Here is a 19,258-nt window from a genome sequence, read left to right as displayed (position 1 = left end):
AATGCCGACCGTAGCATTGCCAGGACGTGCAAGCGCGATCTCCGATCCGGGCGAGATTCGTCTCTCCGGCTGGGGCAACTATCCGAAGGCATCGACCAAACTGCTGGAGCCACCGACGCCAGCGGCCGCGCGGGATGCTCTGCTCGGACGCTCCGGCGTCGTCGCGCGCGGAGCGGGCCGCGCCTATGGCGATGCGGCGATCGGCACGCAAGCCACGATTTCATCGCGCGGCCTGAGCCGGATGCGGCGCTTCGATACCGCGACCGCCCAGTTGACGGTCGAAGCGGGCGTGACGATCGCCGACATCCTTGCCGCGTTCGAGCTGCGGGGCTTCTTCCTGAGAGTCGTGCCCGGCACGAAATTCGTGACGGTCGGAGGTGCGATCGCAGCCGACGTTCATGGCAAGAACCACCATCGCGACGGCGGCTTCGGCAATATCGTCGATTCATTCCGCCTTGCGCTGCCCGGCGGTGAGATCGTTTCCTGCTCAAGGTCGGAAAACGCCGCGCTGTTCGCGGCGACGCTGGGCGGCATGGGCCTGACCGGCATGATCCTCGAGGCGACACTGCGGCTGCTCCCGATCGAGACGGCCTGGCTGCGGCAAGACACCCGCGTCGCCGGCAATCTCGACGCAGCGATCGATCAGTTGGAAGGCAACGCGTCCTCCACCTATTCGGTGGCCTGGATCGACTGCCTTGCGCGCGGCGCGGCGCTCGGACGGTCGCTGGTCTATCTGGCCGAGCACGCCACCCGCCGCGACATCGATAGGTTGGGGCCCGACCTCGCGCCGTTCCCCAGCCCTCGCACCCAGCTTCTGTCGGTGCCGGAGTTGTTTCCTGGATGGCTGCTCAATGGCACGTCGATGCGTGTATTCAACGAGCTGTATTTCCGCCGCGGCGCTGCACATCAGGGCAAGCAGCGGCTCGTCCACTGGGATCCCTATTTCTTTCCGCTCGATGCGATCTCCGACTGGAACAGGATCTACGGCCGGCGCGGTTTCGTGCAGTATCAATGCGTGATCCCGCTCGAGCGCGCCCGCCGCGTGCTTGCCGACATCCTGGATCGGGTGTCCCGGCGCGGCGATGCGTCGTTTCTTGCGGTGCTCAAGCAGCTCGGCGATGGCGGCGGGCCGATGTCGTTTCCGCTTCGCGGCTACACCCTGACGATGGACTTTCCCGTCAGCGACACGCTGTTCGCGTTTCTTGATCAGCTCGACGCGCTGGTGGTCGATGCCGGCGGTCGGCTCTACCTCGCCAAGGACGCGCGGCAATCGCGCGCGACATTCGAATCCGGATATCCCGGCCTTGCGGCCCTCCGGGACATCCGCCAGCACACTGGGGCGAACACGCGCCTCGCGTCGCATCTTTCAGCACGGCTTGGAATTTGATGACCGGCACAAAATCAATTCTGGTGATTGGCGGCAGCTCGGACATCGGGCACGCGACGGCGCTGCGTTATGCAAAGGAGGGGTGGCGCGTGACGCTCGCCGCCCGCGATCTCGCAGCCGCGCAGCGCAACGCCGACGATATCGGGACGCGAAGCGGCGTCGACACGACGGTTCAGTCGCTCGACGTGCTGCAGACCGGGCAGCTTGCCGGCTTCGTTGCCGGCCTTTCCGTGCTTCCGGACACCGTCGTGTGCGTTGTCGGAGAACTCGGCGATCAGCTGCGTGCCCAAACCGATCCCGAGCTTGCGACGACAATCATGCGTACCAATTTCGAGGCACCGAGCCTGTTGCTCGAACAGTTCGCGCAAGCCTTCGAGGCGCGCGGCTCGGGAACGATCGTCGGGGTCAGCTCGGTCGCGGGCGATCGCGGGCGGGCGTCGAACTACTACTACGGCGCGGCCAAGGCCGGCTTCACGCAATTTCTGTCCGGCCTGCGCAATCGCCTGGCGCTCGCGGGCAAGGTCCGCGTCGTCACCGTCAAGCCCGGATTCGTGCGCACGAAGATGACGGCGCATATGAAGCTGCCGGCGCCCCTGACCGTGCAGCCGGATCGGGTCGCGGAGGATATTTACCGCGCCGACGTGACGAGGCCGCGGGACGTGATCTATGTGGCCAGGCGATTTTGGCTCGTGATGGCGATCATCTGCGTGCTGCCGGAGACAATCTTCAAGCGGATGCGCATCTGACGCTGGCCTCGTTGATTGCTTCCGCTCTTGAGCTGCGCAGCAGCACAATTCCGACAATGAGCGCGATCAGCGGAACGATTGCGAAGCCGCCGATCGAGAGCGTGCCGAGCGCCTGTTCGCCGTTGTGGGACGACGCCATCTGGGTCGCTTGCAGGTAGCCAAACGCCCCGATCGGGATCGGCAAGGCGTAAATGATGCCTCGTTCCCACTCGCGCGCGCTCGCCAGAAGCGCCGGCAACAACAGCGCCAGGCCGACGCTGAAGATCAGAAAGTCGTAATCGTAGGCGTAGGGGCTGATGCAGACCGACACGATCACGACGAGGCCGAGGCGCTCGCGCGCCGGTATCGCCCGGAAGGCGGCGATGAGAACGACGGCAAGCGCCAGGACCGCGTCGGCGCCCTGGGCGACGAATGCTGCCGACGCGGACGTCCCTGCCGTTCGCAACGCGGCATAGATCGAGATCATGCGATGCATCGGGTAATTTCCTTGCTCCAGGAACACCGACGAATCGCGCACGCTCTGCAGGAATGCGCGCCAGATCTCCACGCCGAAAACCGCCGTACAGATCGCTGAGCTGATCAGCACGACAGCGGCCGCCGTCATCACGACGATCCGGGAACGCCGCAGGATGGCGTAGACCGCGAACGCGATGGCGAGATGCGGCTTGATGATCATCAGGCCGAGGGAAGCCCCGGCGAGGATCGGCCGCTCTTCAAAGAACAGGCAGACCATTCCGATCAGCGCGGCCGTCAGCAGGCCGTTCTGCCCGCAGGCCAGTGTGATCCCGATGGTCGGAAAGAAGACGATGAGCACGAGCACAAAGTTCTCGCCTGCGAGACGGCGCAGCACGGCAAGGTAAAGCGTCAGCGTCGAGGCGGCGAACAGCGAATAGGCAATCCCGACCGGGATCAGCGCGAACGGCGCCAGCAGCAGGCTGAACTGCGGCGGATAGGTCCACGACATGAAACCATCGTGCCCGCGCGATGCCTCTCTCTGGATGACGATGAGCTTCGCGAACTGGTAGGCCTGATCCACGGTGCCCAGCCACACCAGCTTTGCGGTGATGTAGAAGGCGGCAAAATCGACGAGCTCGCGGCCATGCCCGAGCCCGACTTGAGCGAGCCACACCGCCTTGAAGACGATGGCGATGGTCAGGAGCGCGAGGATTCCACGGATGTAGGCGGTCCGCTTCGACGTGGTCGACCGAATAGCTTCGAGGGTAGTTGCGAACATCAAGCCGGGCCCTGTTTCGGCAGTTCAGGCTAGGCCGAATAGGTTAAGCAGTCGAAAAATCGGGTGGGAGAGCGTAGTTCAGCGCCTGTCGCCCGATAGCCGCCGGGACGTATCACATCGGCCCGTGCGGGCGTTGCCGGAACCGGGCGGTATCTTGGTGCCCGGCGGCGACTTTCGCTGGAGCTCTGTCGGCGGCAGTGATAACGGCTGGGAAAACCATCTCATGACGGGCCGCATGCCGAAACCTCCGCCTCCTTCCCATCGCGGGCCCAGCCCACTCCCGGCTCTGCAACGTGCCATGGTCGCGTTGCAGATGGGGCAAGTCGTCGAAGCCGAGCGGCTGGCGGCGGAGGTGTTGAAGGCAAACCGGACCGATGTCGGCGCGGCCTCGATCCTGGCACGGGCGCTGATGGCCCAGAGGCGCAACGAGGAGGCGATCGCGCCGCTCGAGCGCGCCACGCGCCGCGTCGAGGATCCCGGCCTCGAAACCCTGCTCAGCGCGGCGCTCGGCGGCGCCGGTCGCCGCAGCGAGGCGATCGATCTGTTGCGGCGAACCATCGCGCGGCGGCCGCCGTTCCTTCCCGCATTTCAGGAGCTGGCTGGGCAATTGGCCGCGGCCGGCCGCTTTGACGAGGCGGTTGCCGTCATCGATAGCGCGCTTGCTCTCGCGCCCGCGAGCCTCGAATTGCAGCTCCTGCTCGCGCAGATCCTGCCCCATCGCAATGAGCGCGGCCGCGCGCGGGAGATTCTGGAGAAGCTGCGCACCGTGGCGCCGGGGCATCCCGATATCCTGGCCGCGCTCGCGCGCGTGCTGCTACTCGATGGTGAATACGCGGCTGCGGCGGATCTCTACCGTCAGGTGCTGGCGCAGCGCCCCGACGATCCCCTGACGCGGACCAGCTTCTCCGCCTGTCTTCTGGAGATGGGCGACCGCGCCGCCGGCGAAGCCAATCTGCGTCTGGCGTTGCGCGGCCGGCCGCAAATGATCGGCCGCACGGCGTCCGCGCTGGCCATGGCATCGCACGGCCGCTTCTTCTTCCGTCCGAGCGCGGTTGCGAAATTTCTGAGCTAGGCAAAGCTCGGGCAAATCATGTCGCGAGACTGCGAAGCCGCAACCTTATCCTGATGACACCGACTCTGCTGTTTGACCGTTGAATCAAAAGCTCACCCCGTCATCCTGAGGTGCGAGCGGAGCGAGCCTCGAAGGATGCACGGCCCCGCTGGTGGCCGTCGATCCTTCGAGACGCCGCTTTGCGGCTCCTCAGGATGACGGGGCACCAGCGTAGCGGGGACTACGAATGGAGGAAGCCGCGCCGAACGCCGTCTCTTGCGCCCGATCTACGTCCGAAACTGGCGGCGATAGAGTCCAGGCTCGCGGGCCATCCTGTTGGACAGTTCCTGTGCGCGCGACGTTTCATCCGGTGTCATCGCCGCGGTCTGGGCGACCCAGTTTTCGCGCTTCATCGGGAAGCATTGCGCAACCGGCGTGCCCTTGGGCAAGGTGCCGCTGAAATTGGTGTCGTGCCAGCGCGCCGGGAAGTGAATCCAGCTGTCGTGAAACTGATCGCAATCGACTATGCCGGTCAGTGTGGTGAACGGCAGGTCGAACCGATTGACCGGATGCGTGAAGAACAGCGAGTAGCCCGCCGGCGCCTCGATGGTCCACAGATTGACGAACTTGATGAGGAAGCGGTCCTGTTCGAACAGCGGCGAGCCGATCACCTGGCTTTCGTCGTGGAATCCGACCGGCGAGCGCGGGAATTCGAGCACGCCGCCGGACGGCAGGTCGTTGTCCCATGTGATCTCGCCATTCTCGATCTTGAGGTCGCAGACCAGCGGCATCAGGAAACCCGATGTCATCGCATCAACGAATGGCGGGCAGCGCTTGACGGTATCCTCCTCGCGATTGCTCATCGCATTGAAGGCCTGCGTCGGCATCGCCTTGAGCCATCCGGGAAGGCCCAATGACGCGGGCACCGGCGCTGGAATCTTGCCCTCGAGCTCCGCTGGGCAGCGGAATTTGATGGCTAACGCTTCGTTGTTGTTGGACACGGTTTGGCCCTTGGTTCGTTCAGTGTCGGCAGCGCCCTTGCGCCAGTCGATGCTGATCTAGCACGCGATGACGGGGCGGAGAAAGCAGCCGCATCTCGCGCAGCGCGAGCCGCGGTGTAGACCTATAAGTTGTTGTTATCATGACGGATAAGGTAAGCCCTCAATTCCCCGCGCGGCGCGCATGCCGATCCCGTTTTGACGCGTCTTTTCGTTCGCCGGTGTGCAAGACTTTGCCGATAGGCATTGGCTTTCGATGCCTGTCGGGCGCATCATGGCTGGTGTCGCCGACGACGAGATTTGCAGCAGGTAACGGAGGGACTGATGGCCGAATCGAAGGTTGAGACCGCCAACACTGCAGGCGCCGCGCCACCCTCCGGCGACAGCGGCGGCGTCAGCGAACTCGCGATCGCGACCGTCCGCACCGTGCCGATCGGGCAGGCGCAGTCCCGCACCGAGCACGATCTGCTCGGCGAGGACGATGTGCCGGCCGATGCGCTGTGGGGCATCCACACCAAGCGCGCGGTGGTGAACTTTCCGATCACCGGCGTGCCGGTCGGCCATTTCCCGGAATTCGTCCGCGCGCTGGCGCTGGTGAAGCAGGCGGCCGCCCGCTCCAACAAGCGCCTGGGCTATCTCTCACCGGAAAAGGCCGATGCGATCGACAAGGCCTGCACCCAGATCGCGACCGACAAGGTCTATGCCGAGTCCTTCGTCGTCGACGCGATCCAGGGCGGCGCCGGGACCTCGACCAACATGAACGCCAACGAGGTGATCGCCAACGTCGCGCTGCGGCTGATGGGCAAGAAGCCCGGCGATTATCACACGCTGCATCCGAACGATGACGTCAACATGGCGCAGTCGACCAACGACGCCTATCCGACCGCGCTGCGGCTCGCGGTGATCTTTGCGACCCAGCCGCTGGTGCGTGCGCTCGATGACCTTGCCTATGCCTTCAAGGGCAAGGCGGTGGAGTTCGCCGATGTCCTGAAGATGGGCCGCACCCAGCTTCAGGATGCGGTGCCGATGACACTCGGCCAGGAATTCGACGCCTTCCACGCCACCGTGAAGGAGGACGTCGCCCGGCTGAACGAGATCTCCAGCCTGTTCCGCGAGGTCAATCTCGGCGCCACCGCGATCGGGACCGGCATCAATGCCGATCCACGCTATGCGGCGCTGGCGGTCGAGGAGCTGTCGCGGTTGTCGGGGCAGCCCATGGTGCTGGCTTCGAACCTGATCGAGGCAACCTCCGACCTCGGCGCCTTCGTGCTGTTCTCCGGCGTCTTGAAACGCGTCGCGGTGAAGGTGTCGAAGATCTGCAACGACCTCCGCCTGCTGTCGTCGGGGCCACGGACCGGCATCGGCGAGATCAGGCTGCCTGCGGTGCAGGCCGGCTCGTCGATCATGCCCGGCAAGGTCAACCCGGTGATTCCGGAGGTGGTCAACCAGGTCGCCTTCCTCGTGATCGGGCACGATCTCACGGTGACGATGTGCGCCGAGGGCGGCCAACTGCAGCTCAACGCCTTCGAGCCGACCATCGGCTATTGCGTGTTGAGCTCGCTGCGCATGCTGACGGCGGCGATCGATACGCTGACCAAGCGCTGCGTCGACGGCATCGAGGCCGACCGCGAGCGTTGCCGCAGCCTGGTGCAGGGCTCGATCGGTCTGATCACGGCGCTGGCGCCGGCGCTCGGCTATGAGGCCTCATCGCGCGTGGCGCGCCGCGCGCTGAAGGAGAACCGCTCGGTCGCCGACATCGTGCTGGAGGAAAAGCTCCTGACCGAGGAGCAGCTCAACCAGCTGCTCGAGCTCGAAGCCATGACCCGCCCGGCGCGCCGTCAGCCCGTGCCCAAGTTGAAGGAAAGTTGAGAGCAGGCGTTACGGATCCCGCCCGACGAACATCCATTTTGACCCTTGCAGGACGGACGTGCCGGCCACATGCCGACGCGTCCGTGATGGCGCTTTTGTGAAGCCGGTCACACGTCCATCGGAGATGTATGATACGATGAAGCAACTCTAGATAATTGATGTACCGCGCTCGCGGCACAGGGATTGCGAGGTTTGCCATGGCCACGCCGAACCTGCCGACGCCAGATTTCGCCTTCGATCCCAATCAGCCCGGCGCCTGCATTGCCGGCGTGCGGCCTTATCGCAACGGATCGTACCGGCTCGATGCCGAAACCATCTCGCAGAGCTTCATCGTGCACAATTACGGGCATGGCGGCGCCGGCATCACGCTGAGTTTTGGCTGCGCCGCGAAGGTCCGCGACATCGTCAGGGATCATCTGGCCGCAAGCCGTGGGGTTACCGAAGCCGCCGTGCTCGGCGCCGGCGTGATGGGCCTGACCGCCGCGACGTTGCTGCTCGATCTCGGGCTCAAGGTCACGGTCTATTCCGATCGCGCGCCGCTCGAGACCACCTCCGCCAAGGCCGGCGGCCAGTGGGCCGTCTCGGTGGTGGAATTCGCCGGCAAGGAGCGCGAGCTCACCGACATCATCAAGAGCGCCTATCGTGCGTTCAAGGATCGGATCGGGCAGGGGTTCGGCGTGTTCGAGCGGCCGAACTACACCGCGACGCGCGCGCACAATCTCGACATCGTGCTGCAACTCGCGCCCGGCCTGATCCCGCCGCGGCAGCCGCTGCAGCGCTTGCCGTTCGCGCACCACACCAAGCCCGGCTTCGTCTACCAGACCCTGCTGATTGAGCCGCCGGTCCTGCTCGCCAGGCTGAAGGCTGACCTCGACCAGCGCGGCGTCAGCTTCGTGTCGAAGCGGTTCGTCAACCGGTCCGATATCCTGGCCAGCGTGCCGCAGCCGATCGTCGTCAACTGCACCGGGCTCGGATCGATGACGCTGTGGAGCGACACCAAAATGATGCCGATCAAGGGACAGCTTGCGCTGCTGCGGCCGCAGCCGGCGCTGCAATATCTCTACGGCCAGAACGGCTACCTGTTCCCGCGCAGCGACCACGTCGTGATCGGCGGCACCTTCGAGCCCGGCGTCAACGACGAGACCCCGGACAAGGCGGTGTGCCAGGGCCTCGTCGATCACATCGCCTCGCTGTTCGGCAAGGCACCGGCGAAGCCGCTGCCCGACATCCATATCCACAACCCCGTCCACGCGCCGATCGTCAACCCGGCAATTCCCGAGGTCTGAGGGTTCGCCATGGAACATCCGCTTCGCGTCGACGAGTTCTTGCCTTCCGATGCGCTGGTTACCGCCGCCGACGCCGAGATCGCCGCGCCGCCGGCGGAGGCCGTGGCACCGCTGCCGCCATTGCCGAACCTGCCGGTGACCGACGTTCAGTTCCTGCGGCCGCAGGACGCGCACTATGCGGATTACCTGCCTGCCGCGAGCAAGCGCAAGCAATTGGCGCCGGCGCTGCGTGCGGTCTGCAGGACCGAGCACGCGGTTGCCGTGATGGTCGACTGGGTGCGCAGCAACGGATTGAGCTTCGCCGTTCGCTGCGGCGGGCATTCCTATGAAGGCCTGTCGCAATCGTCCGGGGTTGCGATTGACGTGCGCGGATTGCAGCAGGTTGTGGTCGACAAGGCCTCGAACCTGGTCACGGCAGGCTCCGGCGTATCGCTGTACGCGCTCTATTCCGCGTTGGCCGCCCAGGGCCTCGCACTGCAGGCAGGGAGTTGCCCGACCGTCGGCATCTCCGGCCATCTCACCGGCGGCGGCCACGGCCTGCTCGCGCGCTCGCATGGACTGACCTGCGACGGCCTGCTGCAGGCGAATGTCGTCGACGCCCAGGCGCGTGTGCTGCAGGCCAATGCGACATCGGAGCCGGACCTCTGGTGGGCCTGCCGCGGCGGTGGTGGTGGCAGCTTCGGCATCGCGACCGAGTTCAAGATCGAGGTGTTTCCCTTGAAGACGACGCGGGTGTTCGGTGTCTCCTGGAAACTGTCGCAGGCCCACGCCGCGCAATTGTTCGCCGCCTGGCAGGACTGGGCGCCGAATGCGCCGTCGAACATCACCTCGATCATGAAGGTCGGCCCGGCCGGCCACGGCCTGATCACGATGCGCTGCATTGGCCAGTCGGTCGGCAGCGAGAGCGAGCTGCGCAGCGAACTCCGGCGATTGACGGCGGTGCGGCCACCGTCATCGGCGCTGTCGGTGCAATCGCTCGCCTTCCTCGATGCGGTCAAGCACTTTGCCGGACCGCTTGCCTACGAGTCGGTGCTGATGAAGGCGAAGTCGGACTATGTGCTGACGCCGCTCGCCTCCGACGGCATCGAAGCCATGATGGCGGCGGTCGCGCCGATCGTGCCGGGCGGCATCGTGCTGCTGTGCGATTCCTATGGCGGTCGGATCGCCGATGTTTCCGCCGACGCAACTGCATTCCCGCGCCGCGCCGGCACGCAGTACTGTATCCAGTATTTCTCGAGCTGGAGCCGATCCGCCGATACCGCGGCGCATCTCGCTGACGTCGCAAGGGTCTATGCGGCGATGCGCCCTTTCATGCCGGGCGCGTCCTACGTCAATTATTGCGACCTCGACCTCGACGACTATGCGTCAGCCTATTGGGGCGACAACCTCGCCCGCCTGGTCGCGGTGAAGCAGCAATATGATCCCGATGATTTGTTCCACCACGCCCAGAGCGTGCCGCTCAGCGTGCCGACGGCATGAGGAGCAGGCCGAAGCTCAAAGCGTCTTGATGAACTCGATCAGGGCGCGGCGCTCGTCTTCCTTCAGCTCCGGCCCGATCACGCCGGTGCGCTTCTCGTTCGAGAATTCGTGTCCGGAATTGCTGTTGCCGCGCTTGCTGGTGTCGAGCACGAAGGCGTTCTTGATGTTGTCCTTCCAGACATGGCCGAGATCCTTGGGATCGTACTCCCGGTTGCCGAGATAGAAGGTCGACGGACGATCCTTCACCGGCGACAGCAGCGCGTAGATGGTCGGCACGGATCCGTTGTGCAGATAGGGCGGGGTCGCCCAGATGCCGTTGAGCGGCCGGACCTTGTAGGCCAGTGGCGCCTGGATCTCGTTCGGCCGGTAGCCGTTGATGCGCTTGCGGTCCTCGGGCGGGGTCTTGTTCTGATCGTACCAGTAGTCGACGGTCTTCTCGACCAATTCGCCGAGTGCCGGCCCGAAACCGCCGTCCTTGATCTTCAGATTGGCGGGCGTCTCGACGGTGCGGCTCGCAAGGCCCTCGGCCTGCGCACTGTCGGTACCGATATGGCTGATCGGAATCATCTCGACGTCGAGCAGCGGTTGGCCGGCGTCGTTCTTGATCCAGCGCTTCCTGTCCTTGAACAGCGCAAAGGCTTCGCTCGCGGGCAGCGCCTTGCTGTCGATCGCCGGGCCGTGGCAACCTTGACAATGCGTCTTGTAGAGTTCGCCGCCCTTCTTCGCGAGATCCATGTTGATCTGCCCCAGGATGCTCTCCGGCCATTTCGGCGACGCCAGGCCGCCAAAGCCCTTGTCCTCGCTGGGCGGCTCGCCGGCGATCATCCGCTCCATCTCGTGCAGCACGTCGATCCGCGCGCTCGATTTGAACAGGCCCCTGGACTCGTCGAGCAGATTGAGCTCGGCGCTGACGCCGAGCGCCTCGCCGGCATTGCGCACCATCGGCTGCATGATCGAGCCGTCATACTGCACCCAGCTGAACCACGGCGCGTTCCAGATCCGCGGGAAATGCACCGGCGCCGAATGCGAGGCGTAGTTGTTCGGATTGTTTAGGTCTATCGAGAACACCTGGTTGCCGATCCGGTTGAGCGCGTCGAGCCGTGCATAGCCTTCCTCGACGCTGTTGGCGGCGACCTTGTTCTCCAATGAATTGATGTTGGCGTATTGCTTCAGCACGAGATCGAGCTGGCCGCGCAGCGCCATGCCCTCGTCGAGGCTGGCATCCTTGCCGAGGATCTCATCGGCGAAGCGCGAGAAGCGGCCCGGCCAGAACCGCGTCAACAGCAGCGAGACGCCGACGCTCTTCTGGAATTCGAACAAATTGGTGTTGGCGGGCCCGCCGTCGATCACGATCTCGGTACCGCGGTAGCTGAAGCTTCCGGTGTGGCAGGCGGAGCAGGTCAGCCCGACCCCGTTCATGTCGGCTTTGCTATGCGGGTTGCGCCAGGGCGCGCCGTTGGCGTCGGCCATCGGGCCGCTCGGCGCAAAGCCGATCGGCAGTGCATCGGGGCTACCCGGAATCACGGTGTCGGGAATAAAGCCGAAGCGGCCGAGATAATTGGTCTCGCTGAGCCGCGGTGCCGCTGTGAGCAGCGGCCAGACCGTCGGCTGCTCCAGCGCCATGAACCACTCAAGGGGAATGCCGAAAGTCCGCGTGCCCTGGTCGGCATGATAGAACCAGCGCAGCCGTTCGGCGCTGACATTCTGATCCAGCCACACCGTCTTTGCCGGCGGCTGGTAGTCGACGACCTTGACGCGGAAGCCGCTCGCCACCGTCTCGATATCGTCCTTGAGGTAGAGGACGCCGGCGACAATCAGCAGCCCGATGAAGAAGATCGTCTTGCGAGGCATGCCCCATCCCCCATTTCGCGGTACCCGCGCGTCATATTGATGAGATATTAAAAATCGCCGAAACAGGTTCGCGTTAAGCGTGTGATGCGCTGTGCGCCATCCTACAGTAGCGGCGCTGGGTCTACCAACGGAAATGTTGCAAAGGAAATTTCGATTGGCTGTGAGCCAGTTCACTTGCGGCGTGCTCTCCCCGGCGGCATTTGCGCGCATGGCTGCCTATGGCTAGAAATGACGGAGCACAATTCTTCGAGATGTCATCTTGAACGCGACAGGCGCACAACCGCTCACGATCACGGTCTCGGACGACAGCGCGGTGTCCGCTCTGCTGCTGCGCCCGGCGCAGGCCCGTAGCGCCTATGTGTTTGCGCACGGCGCCGGCGCCGGCATGACGCATCCGTCGATGGAGACGATTGCGGTCGGCCTCGCCGAGCGCGGCATCGCGACCTTGCGCTATCAATTTCCCTACATGGAGAAAGGCAGCAAGCGGCCCGATCCGCCCGCCGTCGCGCAGGCGACGGTCCGTGCCGCGGTCGCGGAGGCTGCGCGCCGTTGCGGCGAACTGCCGCTGTTCGCCGGCGGCAAGTCGTTCGGCGGACGCATGACCTCGCAGGCGCAGGCCAAAGCGCCGCTCGCCGGCGTGCGCGGGCTGGTGTTCCTCGGCTTTCCCCTGCATCCCGCCGGCAAGCCGTCGAGCGAGCGCGCCAAGCACCTCGCCGAGGTCAAGGTCCCGATGCTGTTCCTGCAGGGCACGCGCGATGCGCTGGCGGAGCTCGATCTGCTCGAACCGGTGGTGAAGGCGCTGGGCGCGCGTGCCACGCTGCAGTTGGTGCAGGAGGCGGATCACTCCTTCCATGTCCTGAAGCGCTCCGGCCGCAACGACCGCGAGGTGATGGCCGAGGTGCTCGATGGCTTCGCGGCCTGGGTCGCGAAGCATTCGTAGGTGTGTAGCCCGGATGAGCGAAGCGACATCCGGGGTCTGCAGATCGATCCCGGATGTCGCTTCGCTCATCCGGGCTACGCTTGACCGCGAAAGGGATGCTAGTCTCGGCTCATGACCAAAATCCTGATCGTCAATCCCAACACCTCCGCGTCGATGACCGCGACGATCGCGACCGCCGCGCGGGCGGTTGCCGCTGATGGTACCGAGATCGTGGCCGTCACATCGTCGATGGGACCCGCCTCGATCGAAGGCTTCTACGACGAGGCGTTCGCCGTTCCCGGGCTGATCGAGGCACTGCTGAAGACGCCGGGCGCCGATGCCGGCATCATCGCCTGCTTCGACGACACCGGGCTCGACGCCGCGCGGTCGGCGGCGCGTTACCCGGTGGTCGGCATCTGCGAGGCGGCGCTGGTTACGGCCGGACAGATCGCAAAGCGCATCGGCATCGTCACCACGCTGCCGCGCTCGATCGTGCCGCTCGAGGAACTGGTCCGCCGCTACGGCTTTGCTGACCGCGCAACGGTCACCGCCTGCGACGTCGCTGTGCTCGATCTGGAGAAGCCGGGGTCGGGCGCCAGGCCAAAGCTAGAGGCGGAGATCGCCCGCGCGCTGGAAAAGGGCGCCGACGCCATCGTGCTCGGCTGCGCCGGCATGGCCGATCTCGCCCGTGAACTCTCGGTGCAGTTCGGCGTGCCGGTGGTGGACGGCGTGGCCGCCGCGGTGAAGCAGGCGGAAGCACTCGCCGGCCTCAAGCTCACGACCTCACGCCGTGGCGCCTACGCTTCGCCGGTGGCGAAAAGATACTCGGGGTTGCTCGAAGGATTCGCGCCGGTTCCAGAGGACTAACCGCCGTCATTGCGAGCGAAGCGAAGCGATCCATGGCGCCGCACGCCGAGAAATGGATTGCTTCGTCGCTGTCGCTCCTCGCAATGACGGGGAGACGGGTTTATGACGCCGCGCCGCCATAGATCCGGTCGCGCAGGCGGCGCATGCCGGACAGCCAGCGCTCGCGATTGGTGGCCTTGCGCTGCATGTATTCCTGCACCTGGGGATGCGAGAGAATCAGGAAGCGTTCCTCGGCCATCGCTTCGATCACCATCCGTGCCACTTCGCCGGGCTGCAGCACGCCGTCGACGCGCGCCGCGCTCGGGCCCGGCGTGGTCATTCCGGTCTGCACCGATTGCGGGCAGAGCACGGAGACTCGGATGCCGCGATCGCCATACTGGATGGCGAGATGCTCGGCGAGCGCGACCGCGGCATTCTTGGTCACGCCATAGGGCATCGAGTTCAGCGAGGCCAGCAGACCCGCGGCGGATGCGGTGTTGAGCAGATAGCCGGAGCCGCGCGCGAGCATGCCGGGCACCAGCGCGCGCGCCGCGAACACGTGGCTCATCACATGGACGCGCCAGCTCACATCCCAGTCGGCATCGGACGCGGCTTCCTGTCCCTTGCGCGACAGCCCGGCATTGGAGAAGAACACGTCGACCGGGCCATACTTGTCCTCGGCCGCGGCGATCAGCGCCTTGACGTCCTCCTCGAGCCCGACATCGGCAGTGACCGCAAGCCCGTCGATGTCGCCGGCAACGTTGGCGAGCCGGTCGCGCGAGGTCTTGAGATCGGCGACCACGACGCCGCGGGCGCCGGCGTCGGCATAGGCCCGCGCCACCGCTTCGCCGATCCCGCTCGCGCCGCCGGTGACGATGCAGACCTTGTCCTTGACTTGCATGGTTCGATATCCCTGCTTGTTAGCGTCGTGGGGCGGATTGTCAGCTCTGATAGAGCCCCTTGTCACGTGCCTTCTGGATCGCGAGCGCGGCCATCAGGTCGAGCATCGGGGTCGGAAGGTTAGCTGCGCGGGCAAACGCCGCCGGGGCGCGCACCAGCACATCGATCTCCATAGCGCGGCCGAGTTCGTAGTCCTGCAGGATCGACGGCTTGTGGTCGGGCGCCGGCCCTGAGCGGGTGACGTGCTTGACCTCCGGAATGTAGTGCGTCGCCACCGCATTGGCCTCGTCGAGCAGGCGCGGGATCACGTCCTGCATGTCGGGATCGTCGCGGACGCCGCGTGCGGTCAGACCCGTCAGCAGGCAGAGCACCGACATCGACATGTTGGTGAGTAGCTTCGACCAGATCGTCTCGCGGATCTCCGTGACCTCGGGCGATTCGATCGCGGCGCCATCGAGCGCCGCGCGCAGATTGGCGATGCGCTCGCTCCGGCGATCGTCGCATTCGCCGATCAGGAGGCGGTTGCGATCCGGCGACAGGTTCGTCGCCACGCCGGGTGCGATCACCTCATTGGAGGAGAAGATCACGCCGCCGATGATCCGCTCCTTCGGGATCGCGCTGCGCAAGCGCCCGCCGGGATCGAGGAAGCCGAGATCGGGGATCGCAGGATGCCGGGGCGGCAGGCCGAGATCGTACCACCAGGGAATGCCGTTCTGCGCGAACACGATTGCGGTGTCGCGTTCAAGCAGTGGCAACAGCCCGGTTGCGAGCGCGCCGACGCCGGTTGCCTTCAGCGTGCTGATGACGACGTCCTGCGGCCCCAGATCGACAGGATCGGCCGACGCCTTCACCTTCGCGCTCACGCTGCTGTCGCCGACCTTCAGCGTCAAGCCGTTGGACCGGACCGCGTCCAGATGCGGTCCGCGCATCACGCAGGACACATCGTGGCCGGCGCGTGCCAGCCGGACCGCGAAATGGCTGCCGACGGCGCCCGCGCCGAAAATGCAAATGCGCATGAGTGGAACAAGTCCTTGCAACGTGTCGCGTCAGTTTCCACAAGCGCAGGGCATTGCGCAACCCGCCATGCATGCGGCGCGGCCGCGCGCGCTCGAAAGTGATGGATCAAGGCAGCTCCTCTCGCCATAGTGGCTGATAACAGCAATGCCGAACGAGGGAGAACGTCATGTCGGCCAGCCCAGTCCTGTGGAGCCTCGATGCGCGCGGGGTCGCGACCGTCACGCTGAATCGCCCCGAGGTCAACAATGCCTATGACGGCGCGCTGATCGCGGGCGTGCTGGCCGCGATCGACGATCTCTCGACCAAGCCGGTGCGCGTCGTCGTGCTGAACGGCAACGGCAAGCATTTCCAGGCCGGCGCCGACCTGAAATGGATCAACGGCGTGCGGCCGAAATCTTTGGAGGAGAACGAGGCGGCGTCGCGCGCCACCTTCGAGGCGGTGCAGCGCCTCAACACGCTGCCGGTCCCGACCGTGGCGCTGGTGCAGGGCGGCTGTTTCGGCGGCGGTACCGGCGTGATCTCGGCCTGCGATATCGTGATCGCGGCCGATAACGCCCTGTTCTCGATCACCGAGGTGCGCTGGGGCCTGACGGCTGCGATCATCATCCCGCAGCTCTGCGATGCCATCGGCGTGCGCCAGGTGCGCCGTTACGCGCTGACCGGCGAACGTTTCGGCGCTGAGGACGCCCGCCGCATCGGCCTCGTGCACGAGGTGGTGCCGCTTGCTGATCTCGAGAGCGCAGGGGCCAAGGTCGTGGAGCAACTGCTCGGCAACGCGCCGGATGCGATGGCAGAGACCAAGAAGCTCGCGATGGAAAGCTCGTTCGGCGGCATGGGCGTCGACGATGAGGCCTACAAGCGCCTCGTCCATCTGCACTCGGCGAAGCGGCAGACCGCCGAGGCCGCCGAAGGGCTCGCATCCTTTGCCGAGAAGCGGGCGGGCCGATGGGGTAGCGGCGCGGCATAAGCTCGGCCGCTCAGCTCAACAAACCCGGCAGATGCCACGCATGCTGCGATAGACCTCTTCGTCGTCACGGCGCATCTGCTGCAGCGATTCGAATGTCCTGGATTCGCTCGACTGGGTGATCGTCGGCTCGGGCTTGCGCTTGGCCGCCAGCTCCTGCTCCTGGCGATGGTAGCAGGCCTCGCGTTCCGGCTTGGCCTCGATGAACCGGCACGTCTCGATCGCCGCCGCGGGTCCAGCGGCGAGGATGAGGCCAAGCGACACTGACATCAGGAGTTTCAAAGCGGGCGATCCTTATCCGTCCTTATTTCAAGTCAGCATGCAGGGGGCAAGACTGCCGCCATGTCAAAGCGATTGCGCCAGCGACTTCTTCAATGTCTTCAGCAGCGCCTGCACCGCGGCGGCATTGATGCGGCGTTCCGGAACGGCGGCCTTCACCCACAGTTCCGGGATCGGAAACTCGGCGAGGATCGGCTGCAACGCGCCGTCGCGCAGCGCGTCCGCGACCAGATAATGCGAGAGCAGCGCGATGCCATTGCCTGCGATCGCGCTTTGCGTCAGCACGCGGCCCTCGTTCGACGAGAGGATCGGGCGCACCTGGACATTGATGCGGCCGCGGGGTCCCTCGAACGGCCATTCCGGTCCGGTCGGCAGGAAACTGAGGCAGCGGTGATCGACCAGATCGCGGGGATGTTTCGGCGTGCCGTGCTTCTTCAAATACGCTGATGAGGCGCACAACAGCCGCGGCAGCCGGCACAGCGGCTCGTCGACGACGCCGCCGAAGGAATGCGGGAAGGCGCCGATCGCGATGTCAAAACCTTCGGTCACCGGATCGACCGGGCGGTCGATCATCACGATCTCGAGCTTCACGCTCGGGTTCTGTTTTTGGAAGACCGTGAAGGCATCGGCGAGCCGCGCCACCGTCAGCGAGGTCGGCGCCTTCACGCGCAGATGATCGGTGAGGTCGCGCTGCTTCTCGCCCATCCGCGACAGGAGATCGCCGACATCGGCAACCACGCCGCGGGCGCGATGCACATATTGCTGCCCGGCCTCGGTCAGCCGCAATTGGCGGGTCGAGCGGTGGAACAGCGCGGTGCCGATCCGCTCCTCGAGCTGGGTGACGCGCTTGGCGACGACTGACGTCGCGACGTTGAGCTTGCGCGCCGCGGCGGAGAAGCCGCCGGCGTCGGCGGTGGCGAGGAAGGCTTCGAGGTTGACCAGCGTGTCCATCTGCTCTTCCCAAGAGCCTTTCTCGATTCGCGAAAGCTGATTACATAATTTGGTGGATTGTACTGCAATCCGCATCAATTCATAGTTGGCCCAATCAACTTTGTTCAGGGCGGAAATGATGCGAGCGAGCACGATCGAAGAGCCTGCGCGGCAGGTCCCGGTCTATGGCGAATATGACGTGGTGGTGCTTGGCGGCGGTCCGGCCGGCATCGCGGCAGCCGTCGGCGCGGCGCGCGCCGGGCGGCGGACCCTGCTGATCGAGCGCTACGGCTTTCTCGGCGGCATGGGCACCGCGGCCGGCGTGACCAATTTCTGCGGGCTGCACGCCAACATCTTCGGCGAGATGCACCGGGTGGTGCAGGGCATCGCCTCCGACCTGCTGGCGCGGATCGACCGGCTCGGCGGATTGAACGCGCCGCATCTGATCCTCGGCAAAATCCTTGCGCAGGCCTATGACACCGCGGCCTACAAAATCGCGGCGGACGATCTGCTGGCGCATCACAAGGTCGATATCCTGTTCCACGCGCTCGGTGCCGGCGTCGTGATGGATGGCGCGCACATCCGCGCGCTGATGGTGGAAACCAAGGCCGGCCGGCAGGCCGTGCGGGCCGGCATCTTCATCGACTGCTCCGGGGACGGCGACCTCGCGGTGTGGGCGGGCGCGCCCTATGAGGTCGGCGACAACAAGGGCGGCATGCTCTACCCCTCGATGATGTTCCGCCTCAACGGTATCGATCCGGCGAAAGCGGGCGATGCGTGGCGGACGATCCCGGCGTTGATGGCGCAGGCCGAGGCCGCCGCCACGCATAAATTCCCGCGCAAGTCCGCGATCGTGCGGCCGCAGAAATCGCAGATCGAATGGCGGGTGAATTTCACCCAGGTGACGCGAAGCGATGGCGGCGCCATCTCCGGCATCGATCCCGATGACATGACGCGCGGTGAGATCGAGGGCCGCCGTCAGGCGGTCGAGGCCTTTGCCTTCCTGCGTACGGTGCCCGGCTTCGAGAATTCCTACATCGTCGATCTGCCGCCGCAGCTCGGCATCCGCGAGACGCGCCGCGTGATCGGCGGCTACATGCTGTCCGGCGAGGACGTGCTGGGCTGCGCCTCGTTCGAGGACTCGATCGGCGTCAACGGCTGGCCGAAGGAATCCCACGTGCCGGGCGACGTGATCTTCGAGTTTCCGCCGATCCCGGAAAGCCGCGGCTACAACGAGTTGCCGTATCGCATGCTGGTGCCTGACGGCGTCGACAATCTCCTGGTCGCCGGCCGCTGCGCCTCGATGACCCATGAGGGGCAATCGGCGGCGCGCGTCTCCGGTGCCTGTTTTGTGATGGGCGAGGCGGCGGGAACCGCGGCGGCACTCGCGCTGTCGGGCAATACGATTCCGCGCGACATTTCCGTCGAAAAGTTGCAACAACAGCTCGGCAAGCAGGGCGCGTTCATCGGTCGCGATCAGGCCGTGCCCGAAGGAATCTAGT

17 protein-coding genes are annotated in these 19,258 nt (G+C 65.5%); 10 read left to right on the top strand and 7 right to left on the bottom strand.

The genetic code is table 11. From position 1 onward, the window contains the following. The first annotated feature begins 1 nt into the window (after position 1). Positions 2–1,387, top strand: a complete 1,386-nt coding sequence (locus HU230_RS30775; RefSeq protein ID WP_176528592.1) for an FAD-binding oxidoreductase — start codon at positions 2–4, stop codon at positions 1,385–1,387. Continuing rightward, the gene (locus HU230_RS30770; RefSeq protein ID WP_176528593.1) at positions 1,387–2,133 is read left to right on the top strand and encodes an SDR family oxidoreductase; all 747 of its coding nucleotides are present in this window, start codon (positions 1,387–1,389) and stop codon (positions 2,131–2,133) included. Before HU230_RS30775 ends, HU230_RS30770 begins: the two co-directional genes overlap by 1 nt. Here the strand turns inward: HU230_RS30770 and HU230_RS30765 are convergent. Then, positions 2,114–3,367 carry a glycosyltransferase family 87 protein gene (locus HU230_RS30765; protein WP_176528594.1) on the bottom strand — a complete coding sequence of 418 codons (1,254 nt, stop codon included), beginning with the start codon at positions 3,365–3,367 and terminating at the stop codon, positions 2,114–2,116. The two genes, HU230_RS30770 and HU230_RS30765, sit on opposite strands and share 20 nt — an antisense overlap. Positions 3,368–3,665: 298 nt before the next feature. Between HU230_RS30765 and HU230_RS30760 the strand changes: the two genes are divergently transcribed. Next, a complete protein-coding gene (locus HU230_RS30760; RefSeq protein ID WP_176528595.1) occupies positions 3,666–4,439 on the top strand; it encodes a tetratricopeptide repeat protein in 774 nt (257 codons plus the stop codon). 266 nt (positions 4,440–4,705) lie between these two features. Here the strand turns inward: HU230_RS30760 and HU230_RS30755 are convergent, their stop codons facing one another. After that, a complete protein-coding gene (locus HU230_RS30755) occupies positions 4,706–5,419 on the bottom strand; it encodes a hypothetical protein (RefSeq protein WP_176528596.1) in 714 nt (237 codons plus the stop codon). Between the two features lie 321 nt (positions 5,420–5,740). Between HU230_RS30755 and HU230_RS30750 the strand changes: the two genes are divergently transcribed. The 3 genes from HU230_RS30750 (at position 5,741) to HU230_RS30740 (ending at position 10,050) form a co-directional block, all read left to right on the top strand. After that, positions 5,741–7,285, top strand: a complete 1,545-nt coding sequence (locus HU230_RS30750) for an aspartate ammonia-lyase (protein ID WP_176528597.1) — start codon at positions 5,741–5,743, stop codon at positions 7,283–7,285. A gap of 197 nt (positions 7,286–7,482) precedes the next feature. Then, positions 7,483–8,571, top strand: coding sequence for an FAD-dependent oxidoreductase (locus HU230_RS30745; RefSeq protein WP_176528598.1), 1,089 nt, complete (start codon positions 7,483–7,485; stop codon positions 8,569–8,571). Between the two features lie 9 nt (positions 8,572–8,580). Next, the gene (locus HU230_RS30740) at positions 8,581–10,050 is read left to right on the top strand and encodes an FAD-binding oxidoreductase (RefSeq protein WP_176528599.1); all 1,470 of its coding nucleotides are present in this window, start codon (positions 8,581–8,583) and stop codon (positions 10,048–10,050) included. 15 nt (positions 10,051–10,065) lie between these two features. Here HU230_RS30740 and HU230_RS30735 read toward each other — a convergent pair whose 3' ends face one another. After that, on the bottom strand, positions 10,066–11,901 hold the full coding sequence (locus HU230_RS30735) for a c-type cytochrome (protein WP_176528600.1): 1,836 nt from the start codon (positions 11,899–11,901) through the stop codon (positions 10,066–10,068). 259 nt (positions 11,902–12,160) lie between these two features. Between HU230_RS30735 and HU230_RS30730 the strand changes: the two genes are divergently transcribed. Both HU230_RS30730 and HU230_RS30725 read left to right on the top strand, forming a co-directional pair. Next, a complete protein-coding gene (locus HU230_RS30730) occupies positions 12,161–12,841 on the top strand; it encodes an alpha/beta hydrolase family protein (protein WP_176528601.1) in 681 nt (226 codons plus the stop codon). 111 nt (positions 12,842–12,952) lie between these two features. After that, positions 12,953–13,687, top strand: a complete 735-nt coding sequence (locus HU230_RS30725) for an aspartate/glutamate racemase family protein (RefSeq protein ID WP_176528602.1) — start codon at positions 12,953–12,955, stop codon at positions 13,685–13,687. Between the two features lie 100 nt (positions 13,688–13,787). Here the strand turns inward: HU230_RS30725 and HU230_RS30720 are convergent, their stop codons facing one another. Continuing rightward, the gene (locus HU230_RS30720; RefSeq protein WP_176528603.1) at positions 13,788–14,567 is read right to left on the bottom strand and encodes an SDR family oxidoreductase; all 780 of its coding nucleotides are present in this window, start codon (positions 14,565–14,567) and stop codon (positions 13,788–13,790) included. A gap of 40 nt (positions 14,568–14,607) precedes the next feature. Further along, positions 14,608–15,582: a ketopantoate reductase family protein gene (locus HU230_RS30715; RefSeq protein ID WP_176528604.1), complete on the bottom strand. Its 975-nt coding sequence runs from the start codon at positions 15,580–15,582 to the stop codon at positions 14,608–14,610. A 167-nt stretch (positions 15,583–15,749) separates the two neighbouring features. Between HU230_RS30715 and HU230_RS30710 the strand changes: the two genes are divergently transcribed. Beyond that, complete coding sequence (locus tag HU230_RS30710) at positions 15,750–16,550, top strand: enoyl-CoA hydratase-related protein (RefSeq protein WP_176528605.1); 801 nt, start codon at positions 15,750–15,752, stop codon at positions 16,548–16,550. 15 nt (positions 16,551–16,565) lie between these two features. Here the strand turns inward: HU230_RS30710 and HU230_RS30705 are convergent, their stop codons facing one another. Both HU230_RS30705 and HU230_RS30700 read right to left on the bottom strand, forming a co-directional pair. Beyond that, complete coding sequence (locus tag HU230_RS30705; RefSeq protein ID WP_210284157.1) at positions 16,566–16,817, bottom strand: hypothetical protein; 252 nt, start codon at positions 16,815–16,817, stop codon at positions 16,566–16,568. Positions 16,818–16,892: 75 nt separating this feature from the next. Continuing rightward, the gene (locus HU230_RS30700; protein ID WP_176528606.1) at positions 16,893–17,777 is read right to left on the bottom strand and encodes a LysR family transcriptional regulator; all 885 of its coding nucleotides are present in this window, start codon (positions 17,775–17,777) and stop codon (positions 16,893–16,895) included. 118 nt (positions 17,778–17,895) lie between these two features. On the opposite strand from HU230_RS30700, the gene HU230_RS30695 reads away from it, so the two are divergent. Next, entirely contained in the window at positions 17,896–19,257 is a 1,362-nt protein-coding gene (locus tag HU230_RS30695; RefSeq protein ID WP_176528607.1) for an FAD-dependent oxidoreductase, read from the top strand. Position 19,258 lies beyond the last annotated feature (1 nt).

The sequence above is a fragment of the Bradyrhizobium quebecense genome (genome assembly GCF_013373795.3).
Taxonomy (GTDB): Bacteria; Pseudomonadota; Alphaproteobacteria; order Rhizobiales; family Xanthobacteraceae; genus Bradyrhizobium; species Bradyrhizobium quebecense.
Note: the sequence above shows the minus strand (reverse complement) of the source record. Positions and strands in the feature narration are given on the sequence as shown.

What these genes read in the sequence shown, in the direction of transcription:
- HU230_RS30775 (WP_176528592.1), top strand. Translation starts at nt 2, where the DNA reads ATGCCGACCGTAGCATTGCCAGGACGTGCAAGCGCGATCTCCGATCCG.
- HU230_RS30770 (WP_176528593.1), top strand. Translation starts at nt 1,387, where the DNA reads ATGACCGGCACAAAATCAATTCTGGTGATTGGCGGCAGCTCGGACATC.
- HU230_RS30765 (WP_176528594.1), bottom strand. Translation starts at nt 3,367, where the DNA reads ATGTTCGCAACTACCCTCGAAGCTATTCGGTCGACCACGTCGAAGCGG.
- HU230_RS30760 (WP_176528595.1), top strand. Translation starts at nt 3,666, where the DNA reads ATGGTCGCGTTGCAGATGGGGCAAGTCGTCGAAGCCGAGCGGCTGGCG.
- HU230_RS30750 (WP_176528597.1), top strand. Translation starts at nt 5,741, where the DNA reads ATGGCCGAATCGAAGGTTGAGACCGCCAACACTGCAGGCGCCGCGCCA.
- HU230_RS30745 (WP_176528598.1), top strand. Translation starts at nt 7,483, where the DNA reads ATGGCCACGCCGAACCTGCCGACGCCAGATTTCGCCTTCGATCCCAAT.
- HU230_RS30740 (WP_176528599.1), top strand. Translation starts at nt 8,581, where the DNA reads ATGGAACATCCGCTTCGCGTCGACGAGTTCTTGCCTTCCGATGCGCTG.
- HU230_RS30735 (WP_176528600.1), bottom strand. Translation starts at nt 11,901, where the DNA reads ATGCCTCGCAAGACGATCTTCTTCATCGGGCTGCTGATTGTCGCCGGC.
- HU230_RS30725 (WP_176528602.1), top strand. Translation starts at nt 12,953, where the DNA reads ATGACCAAAATCCTGATCGTCAATCCCAACACCTCCGCGTCGATGACC.
- HU230_RS30720 (WP_176528603.1), bottom strand. Translation starts at nt 14,567, where the DNA reads ATGCAAGTCAAGGACAAGGTCTGCATCGTCACCGGCGGCGCGAGCGGG.
- HU230_RS30715 (WP_176528604.1), bottom strand. Translation starts at nt 15,582, where the DNA reads ATGCGCATTTGCATTTTCGGCGCGGGCGCCGTCGGCAGCCATTTCGCG.
- HU230_RS30710 (WP_176528605.1), top strand. Translation starts at nt 15,750, where the DNA reads ATGTCGGCCAGCCCAGTCCTGTGGAGCCTCGATGCGCGCGGGGTCGCG.
- HU230_RS30705 (WP_210284157.1), bottom strand. Translation starts at nt 16,817, where the DNA reads ATGTCAGTGTCGCTTGGCCTCATCCTCGCCGCTGGACCCGCGGCGGCG.
- HU230_RS30700 (WP_176528606.1), bottom strand. Translation starts at nt 17,777, where the DNA reads ATGGACACGCTGGTCAACCTCGAAGCCTTCCTCGCCACCGCCGACGCC.
- HU230_RS30695 (WP_176528607.1), top strand. Translation starts at nt 17,896, where the DNA reads ATGCGAGCGAGCACGATCGAAGAGCCTGCGCGGCAGGTCCCGGTCTAT.